We start from the raw sequence: 8807 nt of genomic DNA, 5'->3' as shown, positions 1-8807 counted from the left end.
CCGACGAATCGCCTAAAAGACAGCCGGTCGGCGTCGGTCAGTCCGTGAGTCAGACCCGGCGGAGAAGCCACCACACATCCTCACTGTCAGTCCTCGAAGACCCGTCTCAACTTCCCGAGTGCGGACTCGATCTCCGCCATGTCCGTGGCCGAGAGCTTCGCGACGTAGGCGTCGTGGAGCTCCCGCTCGTACCGGAGCACGGTCTCCCGGTAGGCCGTGCCACGGGCCTCCAGGCGGAAGACGTGGACGCGTCCGTCCCGGGGGCTGCGCTGCCGGGAGAGGTAGCCGTCCTTCTCCAGGCGCGCCAGGTGCTGGCTGACGGCGCCCTTGGACACGCCCAGGCGCTCGGCCAGGTCCTTGGGGGTGACGTCCGGGTCGGCCACGATCTGCCCGAGCACGAGGTGCTGTTGGGCGGTGAGCCCGAACTCGTCGTAGCGGGGCCCGTGCCGTTCCGAGAGGAGCCGCAGGTCCGCGACGAGCTGGTTGAGCCGGGCGCTGCGGGCGTGCAGGTCGGCGCCGTCGGGTCTTTCGCCGGTGTCCATCGGGCTCGTCACTCCGCGGTCGGCGGCTGCTCGGTGGCGCGGCTGCGCCTCCTGAGCCCCAGGCGGGACCTGACCGCCCGGACGGCTTCCTTGCCGACGCCGGCCATGCCGATGAGGGCGCTCGTCTCGGCGACCACGAGTGTCCCGCCGAAGGCGGCGGCCTTGGCGCCGGAGTCCAGCGGGAGGAAGAGGATGACGAGGACGGCCACGTAGGTCAGGGCACTCAGGATGAGGAGCGCGATGCCGATCCTGAACCTGAGCGGCTTCTTCGGGGATGCTGAGGTCGCCGGGGTCGCAGTCATGGAAATAGTTTAGAAATCTAAATAATCCGTGGTCAAGGACCCCGACGGGCTCCGGGTGCGGGGTGTTCGGGAAAGGTTTGGCGGGGCGCCCGGGAAATCTTGTATGGTTCTTCGCGAATCATCCAGAGGGGTGGAGGGACCGGCCCTACGAAGCCCCGGCAACTCCCCGTTCGACCCGGCGTCCGAAGTACGCGCCGTGCCGTCCGGGGTCAGTGCCAACTCCGGCCTGTCGCCAACGTGGCGCGGGGAAGATGAGGAGACACGGTGCTCTCAGTGCTGTCCTTCGCCCGGGCGCTTCCCGCCCCGGCCCTTTCGCGTACCCGTTTCGTGCTCGGCGCAGGCGATCTGCTGTTCCCGCAGGCCTGTCCCCGCTGACCACCCCGCTCCCACCCCAACGGAGCGCCCGTGAGCCGTACCCACCCGTCGCTCACGGGATCTGAGACTGGAGTACCCGTCCATGGAGAACACGAGCGGCGTCGGTGTGCTCGACAAGATCACCTCGATCCTCGGCACCCTGGAGGCCGGCCCGGCCACCTTGGCCGGGCTGGTCGACGCCACCGGCCTGGCCCGGCCGACCGCCCACCGGATCGCCGTCGCACTGGAGCACCACCGGCTGCTCGGCCGGGACCTCCAGGGCCGGTTCGTCCTCGGCCCGCGGCTTGCCGAACTCTCGGCGGCGGCCGGTGAGGACCGCCTGCTCGCCGCGGCCGGCACGGTCCTCACCCACCTGCGCGACGTCACCGGCGAGACCGCCCAGCTGTACCGCCGGCAGGGCGAGGTCCGGATCTGCGTCGCGGCCGCAGAACGCCTCTTCGGCCTGCGGGACACCGTGCCGGTCGGCCTCGCCCTGCCGATGAAGGTCGGGTCCGCCGCCCAGGTCCTGCTGGCCTGGGAGGAGCCCGAGCGGCTCCACCGCGGGCTCCAGGGTGCTCGGTTCACCGCCACCGCGCTCAGCGGGGTGCGGCGCCGGGGGTGGGCCCAGTCGATCGGCGAGCGCGAGCCCGGCGTCGCCTCCGTCTCCGCGCCGGTGCGCGGCCCGGCCGGCCGGGTGGTGGCCGCGGTCTCCGTGTCGGGGCCGATCGAACGGCTCAGCCGGCACCCGGGTGCGCGCCTGTCCCAGGCCGTCATCGAGGCGGCGGGCCACCTCACGGACGCGCTGCACCGGCCGTGACCGGGCCGCCGGCGCGGCTCGGACCTGAGCGTTCGAGGCCGAGCGGCCGCCGGCGCGGAGCGTTTCCGCGTCGGCGGCCGCCGGTCGGGTCAGCGCCGCAGGTGTTGCACGGCGCGCAGGCCGACGGCGGGCGCCCCGGTGTGCGCGCCGGTGCGCGCCGCCTGGGCGGTCGGTGCGGCCGCGCCCGGGCTGCGCAGGGTGTCCGGCCGGAAGCGGCCGCTGTACACGTCGGTGGAGTTCAGCGGGGCGCCGCTGCTGGCGGTCACCAGCACCGGGCGGACCAGGCGGCCGTCGGCGATCAGGGCCTGGTAGTCGCCGAGGAAGTGGCCCCCGGCGTACGGCGCCTGGAGCCAGTCGAAGACCGGTGAGATCTGCCGCTCGACCGGACTGTTCTCGCCGCCGCGCGGGAAGCTGAGCAGCCAGGCGGCGGTGGGCAGCGTGGAGGTGTCGCCCGGGGTGAGGTAGCGCAGGTCGTAGTAGCTGACGGCCACGGTGCCGTCGCCCGTCACGGTGATGGACGGGGTGAACGCCGGTGCGCCCGGGGCCTGGTTGAGCCGGGTCGGGCCGCTCCAGGTCCGGCCGCCGTCCGTGGAGTGCACGAGTTGGATGGCGTCGAACCTGCCGCCGGTGGACTCCGAGCCCTCGTAGGCGAGGTACAGCTCACCGGTCTGCGGGTCGATCGCCACGCTGGGCAGGCCGGCGCCGGCCCGGAGGGACTTGGTGGCGTCGGCGGGCGCGTTCGGGTGGACCTCGGGGACGGAGGTGTCGGCGGCGACCCGGACCGGCCGGCTCCAGGTGCGGCCCTGGTCGGTGGAGCTGACCATGCCGAAGTGCACGTCGCTGACGGTGGTGGCGGTCGCGTCGGTGAAGGTGATCCAGTCGAAGAAGTCGTACAGCGTGTCGGTGCGCGGGTCGACCACGATCTGGTTGCCGATGGTCTGGGTGTTCGGCGTCGTGGCGGTGGTCACGAAGGGCTTCGCCGGGGACCAGCTCCGGCCGTGGTCCCGGGTGACGGACAGGTAGCCCGGCCCGTCGAAGACCGGGGTCGGGCCGGCGGCCTGGTCCACCCGGTCCCAGACCTGGTAGGCCACGCCCGGGTGCACGGGGTCGGCGGTGACGGCGTTCTTGTCGTCGGTGATCGCCGGGTCGTCGTCGCTGATCAGTTCGGTGACGTGCTGCCAGCTGCGCCCGCCGTCGGTGGAGGTGGCGGCGGCCACCGCGCTGCGCGCCGTGGTGGCGTCGAAGACCAGGGCGCTGGCGTACGCGGTGCCGTCGGGGCCGAAGCTCACCCAGCCGTCGGAGGCGCGCTGGTAGGCCAGCCCGCCCGGCGCGCAGTGGGTGAAGGGCAGGGCCGTCTGGGTGAAGTGCACGCCGTCCGTGGTGTAGCTGGAGCTCAGGCCCCGGGCACCGCCGTTGGACCAGCGGTCCTGCTGGTAGATGGTGATCGTGTTCGCCGGATCCAGCGGGTTGGCGGCGGCGTACGGTTCCTCCTCCGCGCCCGGGTAGTTGGTGCCGTCGCCGTCCGCGCCGAGGTCGCAGGAAGCGTACGGATCGCCGGGTGAGATCACGGCGAGCGGTGCGCCGGGCGAGGCGTCGGGCGGGTTCGTGCCGGCCGTGGCCGCACCGGCCGGGGTAGGGGTACCGGCGGCGACGGCGGCGAGGAGGAGCGCTGCGGTCGCGGTGGCGAGCGGTGCCCTGGTGCGGAACTGCATGGAGACCCCCATGGTCGTCGGCGGGAGGTGCCTGGTGTCCTGGGTGGTGCTGCGCCGTGCTCTGCTCCGGTGCCGAACGGGAGTCGGCACCCGGTCGGCCGCGCGGGATGCCCGGTCGGTCGGCCGCGATGCCCGGTCGGCCGCGCGAGTCTAGCCAGCGGTAGGGGGCGCGCCAACGGTCCGCGCGCGCTCCTTACCGAGTCCGTACCATCGGCCGCCGTCCCCTCCCTGACCTGGGGTTATACGGGCCGGCCGGTGCGGTGTGTCTACCGCCCGCTCTCCCACAGGGCCTGGTGGACGGTCCGCAGGGCGGTGGCCGACTGTTCCCAGCCGTGCCACCAGAACAGCCCGCCGTCCGGGCTGGCCTCGGTGGCGAGGGCGGTCAGGTGGGCCCAGGGGCCGGGTGGGATGCCGAACCGGGGCCGGGCGGCGAGCCGTTGGGCTGCCTCGGTCTCGACCGGGACCATGCCGACCAGTGGGAAGGGTGTGCCGTCCGCGGTCCGGCCGGTGCCGTGCAGCATCGGGTGCAGGGTGATCGGGTCGAGCAGCAGGGTGAGCTCGGCGCCGGGCACCGGGGCCGGGCCGTCCTGCCAGCCGAGGCGCCGACCGCTCGACTCGGCCTTGGGCACGGGCCGTCCGTCGAGGGTGACCCCGTCCGCCGCGATCCGCAGCTGGGCACCGGCGTCCGGACGGGACGGCAGCCGCAGCCGGTAGTCCCCGTACAGACAGGGCGGGACGTCCGGCAGCGGCCGGTCGAAGGGGACGGTGACCGCGTCCACCTCGAAGCCCGTCGGGCCGAGCAACACCGCGGCGGTGACGGCTTCGCCGTCGACGGTGACGTGCAGGCTCGGGAGCGCGCCGGGGGTGTCGGACACCACATCCACCCGCACGCCCTCGGCCTGGTAGCCACCCACCAGGTCGGCGAGCGGCGGGATCTCCGGCAGCGGGTACTCCGTCAGGCAGACAATGCGCGCGACGGAGCCTGCCGTCTCAACGGCACCGGCAGCGCTGACGGTGCCGACGAGTCGGCGACGCCCGTCCCGGCCGAACTCGGTGCGCAGCTCGCCGCCACTGCCGTCCGGCTCGCGCCAGCGCAGCACGCCGCGCTCGTAGCGCGGGTCGGCGATCCGGCGGCCGTCGACGTGGACCCGGTGCCGGGGCGGGTCGGTCGCGCGGCCCAGGACGTAGACGGACAGCTCGCCGTCCGGCGTGCCGTACAGGCCCGTCCAGGGGTAGAGGGCGTCGGCCAGGACGGAGTCCAGGTCCTGGCGGAGCGACGGCCAGCCCGTGATGCCGTCCCGCAGTAGTGCGCGTGCCTCGGACTTGCGGGTCAGCAGGGTGCGCAGCCGTCGTGCGGCCTCCGGGGCGGGCCGGTGTCGTACGCCGCGGGCGGCGGCCTGGAGGGCGAGGTCCTCGCGCCGGGACAGCAGGGCGCGTTCGGCCGCGCCGAGCTCCGGTGGTGCCCAGTCGGCGACGGCGGCCGCGGGCTCGCGGACGTAGCGTTCGCGCAGGGCGCTGTCCTCGCCGAGGGCGAGGACGAAGCGGGCGCCGGGCGTGTCCTCCTGCCAGTGGTACGCGGCCGGGATGCGGAAGTCGGCGAAGCCGTCGAGTGCGGCGAGTTCCCGCGGGCCGTACTCGTCGATGGTGCGCAGCGGCCCGTCGGGCGGGCGGACGGTCTGGCCGGGCTGGAGCAGGCCGAGGCGGCGCAGCACCTGCGGGTCGGCCGGTGCGGCGGCGGTGGGGGCCAGGTACCAGGTGGAGGCGCTGGTGACGGTGCGCTGCACGGTCGGGTCGCGCAGGGCGGCGACGGTGTGCTCGGCGGTGACGGGTTCGAGGCCGCGGTAGCGGGCGCCGATGTAGTTGACCACGGTGTGGTCCGGTCCGTAGACCTCCTCCAGCCGGTCCAGCAGCACGGGCAGGTGCCGGTTGGTGAACCCGGCGCGCTGGTAGTCGAGTTCACCGACGATGCCGACCTGCCAGAGCACCAGGTGCAGGCCCGGGTCGATGCGCCGGCCGCGGATCAGCAGGTCGGAGGCCTCGAAGGTCTGCATGCCGGGGGTGCTCGGGTCCACCCCGAGGTCGGCGCAGAGCACGTCCAGGGCGCTGATGCCGGGCCGCATCACGGCACGGTGCCCCTCCCGGCGGGCGATCCGCACGGCGCGGTGGGAGGAGAGCACGAAGATGCCCGGGTGGCCGTAGAAGACCGCGGCCACCCGGCGCCCCGCGCGGACGAAGTGCAACACGGCTTCGGACATCTGGACGTACGTCAGGTAGCGGTCCTTGGCGTCGTCGTAGAGGACACCGAGGTCGTAGGCGTCCGGGCGCCAGGCGTTGATCCGGACCACGGTGGCCGGGTCCGCCACGCAGTGGAAGACGTGGTCGGCCTCGCGGAGCAGGCGCTCGTCGGCCCGGGTGAACCCGGCCGCCTCGATGCCCGAGCCGAGCACCGTCAACTCGCCCCTGGCGCCGCTGGATTCACCGCCGGGAGGGCCGGCGGCGGCGATCGCACGGGTCAGTTCCGCCCACCGCTCCTGGTGCTCGCGCCGGGACGGGAACCGGTCGAAGGGGCGGCGGTAGCGGTGGGCGGAGGGGGAGTCGACGTCCATGCGCGCGGGGCTGGCCTCAGACCGTGTCGGGGGCGTCGGCGGCCCCGGCGGCCACGGCGTCCACCAGCAGCGGGGGGTCGAGCTGCACGTACATCTGGACGACCTGCGGGGGCAGCGGATCCATCTGGATGACCTGCGGCGGCAGCGGATCCATCTGGGTGACCTGCGGCGTGGGCTCCACCGTGTCCGCGAGGTCAGCCGGGTCCGCGAGGTGCACGAGCTCCGGGCCGCAGTCCCCGGCCAGGGCGAGGTCGACGTCCACGTCGATGTCCACGACGTCGACGGGAGTCCTGCTTGCGGTGAGCGTGATCACGGCGGTCACTCGTCCCCTCGGAGCCACGGTGGAAGGCGAGTTCATGCTACTGGCCGACCGCTCGCCCGAACAGGGGTGGCGACCTCCGCCCCGAGTCCGTCAGGCAACCGGCCCAGCCCCGCGCGCGCCGGCCGACCCGGCCTGGTGAGCTGTGCGGGGAGCCCGCCACCGACCGGCCTCCCGGACCGCCCGAAGGAGCCCCCGTGCCGGACCCGACGACCTCGTACGCCGACCTGCGCGCCCTGGTGATCAACTGCACCCTCAAGCGCTCCCCGGAGCGCAGCCACACCCAGGGCCTGATCGACGTCAGCACCGGCATCATGGAGCGCCAGGGTGTGCAGGTCGAGGTGCTCAGGGCCGTGGACATCGACATCGCGACGGGCGTCTGGCCGGACATGACCGAGCACGGCTGGGAGACCGACGAGTGGCCGGTCATCTACTCGCAGGTCATGGCCGCAGACATTCTCACGCTCGCCGGACCTGTGTGGCTGGGGGACAACTCCTCCGTGATGAAGCGGGTGATCGAGCGGCTGTACGCGTGCTCGTCGATCCTGAACGAGCACGGACAGTACGCCTATTACGGTCGGGTCGGCGGCTGCCTGATCACCGGGAACGAGGACGGCGCGAAGCACTGTGCGATGAACGTCCTGTACAGCCTCCAGCACCTCGGATACACGATCCCGCCGCAGGCCGATGCGGGCTGGGTGGGCGAGGCCGGGCCGGGGCCGTCGTACCTGGACGCCGGGTCCGGCGGGCCGGAGAACGACTTCACCAACCGCAACACCACCTTCATGACCTGGAACCAGCTCCACCTGGCCCGGATGCTCAAGGACGCCGGGGGCATCCCGGCGCACGGCAACCAGCGCTCGGAGTGGGACGCGGGCTGCCGCTTCGACTTCGAGAACCCCGAGCACCGCTGAGCCCGGCCGAATCGCGCGGTCGTTGCGCGGTGTCGGGCGGGCTGGGGGCGGTTGGGTCGGCGTCGTGCGCGCGAGCCCGTGACGGAGTCAGCGGCCCGGGGCGGTGCGGGGTGGGGTGGGGAGGACGCGGAAGGAGAGGCCCGCCGCGGTGAGGCGGTCGATCAGGGGGCGGCCCATGGCGACCGCCGTGGTGAGTTGGCCGGCCCGTGGGGGGAGGTCGTCGTAGGCGAGGCAGAGGGCGGACTCGGCGAGCATCTTGGCGGTCTCCTGGTAGCCGGGGTCGCCGCCGGTGACCTCGGTGAGGAGGGTTCGGCCGTCCTGGGCCCGGGCGGCGAAGCGGACGGCGAACCAGGAGCGGGCCCGCTGCTCGGGGCCCGGGCCGTCGCCGGGTTTGCGCAGCCGCTCCAGGGCGTGGCGCAGGGTGGGGAGTTGGGCGGCCAGGGCGAGGGCCGCGACGGCGGTGAGGCCGGCCAGGGCGACCGGCAGCCGGCGGACGGCCGCGTAGTGGGTGTAGCCGAAGTCCGGGCCGTACTCGTCCAGTGCGGCGGCCGAGCGGGACACCACCTGGGGGTCGATCGTGGGCATCGGCACGGCCCAGGCGCGGGCCGCCCGGGAGTGGTGCGGTCGGCCGGTGGGGGTGCGGACCAGCCGGCCCTTCGGCCGGGGCTCGACGGCGCGGCGGGCGCGGGCGGCCCGGGCCATGGCCCGCGGCCGGGAGAGGGCCGTCAGCGCGGAGGCGAAGGTGCCGCCGGAGACGGTGCCGCCGACCCGGACGAAGCCCTCCACGGAGAGCCGGGCCACCGGGCCGCCGCGGCGGACCAGTTCGTCGACGGTGAAGAGCACGCCGAGGTCGTGCGGCACCGAGTCGAAGCCGCAGGCGTGCACCAGCCGGGCGCCGGTGGCCACCGCCCGCTCGTGGTGGCGGAGGTACATCCGGTCGACGAACTCCGGCTCGCCGGTGAGGTCCACGTAGTCGGTGCCGGTGTCCGCGCAGGCCGCCACCAGTGGTTCGCCGTGCCGCAGGTAGGGGCCGACGGTGGACACCACCACCCGGGCCGAGGCGGCCACTTCGCGCAGGGCCCGGTGGTCGGCGGCGTCGGCCACCAGCAGCGGGAGGTCGGCGCAGCGGGGGGGGGGGGGGGGGAGCCGCGACCTGGAGACGGTGAGCGGTAGCTCGTCCGGGCCGGCGACGGACCGGCGGCACGCCTCAGGAGCGGTCCGGGCCAGGTGCTCGGCTGGGG

Annotated in this window: 8 protein-coding genes and 1 riboswitch; of the genes, 2 read left to right on the top strand and 6 right to left on the bottom strand. The window is 74.2% G+C overall.

From position 1 onward, the window contains the following. Positions 1-86: 86 nt before the first annotated feature. Entirely contained in the window at positions 87-542 is a 456-nt protein-coding gene (locus ACZ4W5_RS25060; protein ID WP_465657017.1) for a MarR family winged helix-turn-helix transcriptional regulator, read from the bottom strand. 8 nt (positions 543-550) lie between these two features. Next, complete coding sequence (locus tag ACZ4W5_RS25055) at positions 551-844, bottom strand: transporter suffix domain-containing protein (RefSeq protein ID WP_465657015.1); 294 nt, start codon at positions 842-844, stop codon at positions 551-553. 115 nt (positions 845-959) lie between these two features. Next, a riboswitch (SAM riboswitch) is annotated at positions 960-1102 on the top strand. A 199-nt stretch (positions 1103-1301) separates the two neighbouring features. On the opposite strand from ACZ4W5_RS25055, the gene ACZ4W5_RS25050 reads away from it, so the two are divergent. After that, entirely contained in the window at positions 1302-2015 is a 714-nt protein-coding gene (locus tag ACZ4W5_RS25050; protein WP_360232538.1) for an IclR family transcriptional regulator, read from the top strand. 89 nt (positions 2016-2104) lie between these two features. On the opposite strand, the gene ACZ4W5_RS25045 is transcribed toward ACZ4W5_RS25050, so the two are convergent. The 3 genes from ACZ4W5_RS25045 to ACZ4W5_RS25035 all read right to left on the bottom strand — a co-directional run bounded on the left by ACZ4W5_RS25045 (position 2105) and on the right by ACZ4W5_RS25035 (position 6655). Continuing rightward, positions 2105-3727 (bottom strand): sialidase family protein, encoded by a 1623-nt coding sequence (locus tag ACZ4W5_RS25045; RefSeq protein ID WP_465657014.1) that lies wholly within the window; start codon positions 3725-3727, stop codon positions 2105-2107. A 266-nt stretch (positions 3728-3993) separates the two neighbouring features. After that, positions 3994-6333 carry an SAM-dependent methyltransferase gene (locus ACZ4W5_RS25040; protein WP_465657012.1) on the bottom strand — a complete coding sequence of 780 codons (2340 nt, stop codon included), beginning with the start codon at positions 6331-6333 and terminating at the stop codon, positions 3994-3996. A gap of 16 nt (positions 6334-6349) precedes the next feature. After that, positions 6350-6655 carry a hypothetical protein gene (locus ACZ4W5_RS25035; RefSeq protein WP_465657010.1) on the bottom strand — a complete coding sequence of 102 codons (306 nt, stop codon included), beginning with the start codon at positions 6653-6655 and terminating at the stop codon, positions 6350-6352. A 194-nt stretch (positions 6656-6849) separates the two neighbouring features. Between ACZ4W5_RS25035 and ACZ4W5_RS25030 the strand changes: the two genes are divergently transcribed. Beyond that, a complete protein-coding gene (locus ACZ4W5_RS25030; RefSeq protein ID WP_360232526.1) occupies positions 6850-7566 on the top strand; it encodes a flavodoxin family protein in 717 nt (238 codons plus the stop codon). A gap of 87 nt (positions 7567-7653) precedes the next feature. Here ACZ4W5_RS25030 and ACZ4W5_RS25025 read toward each other — a convergent pair. Further along, positions 7654-8807, bottom strand: a 1154-nt coding sequence (locus ACZ4W5_RS25025; protein WP_465657008.1) for a saccharopine dehydrogenase family protein, incomplete at its 5' end; no start/stop codon positions are given.

It is taken from the genome of Kitasatospora sp. NPDC029367, assembly GCF_055569135.1.
The sequence above is the reverse complement of the archived record's forward strand: the minus strand, read 5'-3'. Positions and strand labels throughout refer to the sequence as shown.

Coding starts and splice junctions, on each gene's coding strand:
- ACZ4W5_RS25060 (WP_465657017.1), bottom strand. CDS start 542: ATGGACACCGGCGAAAGACCCGACGGCGCCGACCTGCACGCCCGCAGC.
- ACZ4W5_RS25055 (WP_465657015.1), bottom strand. CDS start 844: ATGACTGCGACCCCGGCGACCTCAGCATCCCCGAAGAAGCCGCTCAGG.
- ACZ4W5_RS25050 (WP_360232538.1), top strand. CDS start 1,302: ATGGAGAACACGAGCGGCGTCGGTGTGCTCGACAAGATCACCTCGATC.
- ACZ4W5_RS25045 (WP_465657014.1), bottom strand. CDS start 3,727: ATGCAGTTCCGCACCAGGGCACCGCTCGCCACCGCGACCGCAGCGCTC.
- ACZ4W5_RS25040 (WP_465657012.1), bottom strand. CDS start 6,333: ATGGACGTCGACTCCCCCTCCGCCCACCGCTACCGCCGCCCCTTCGAC.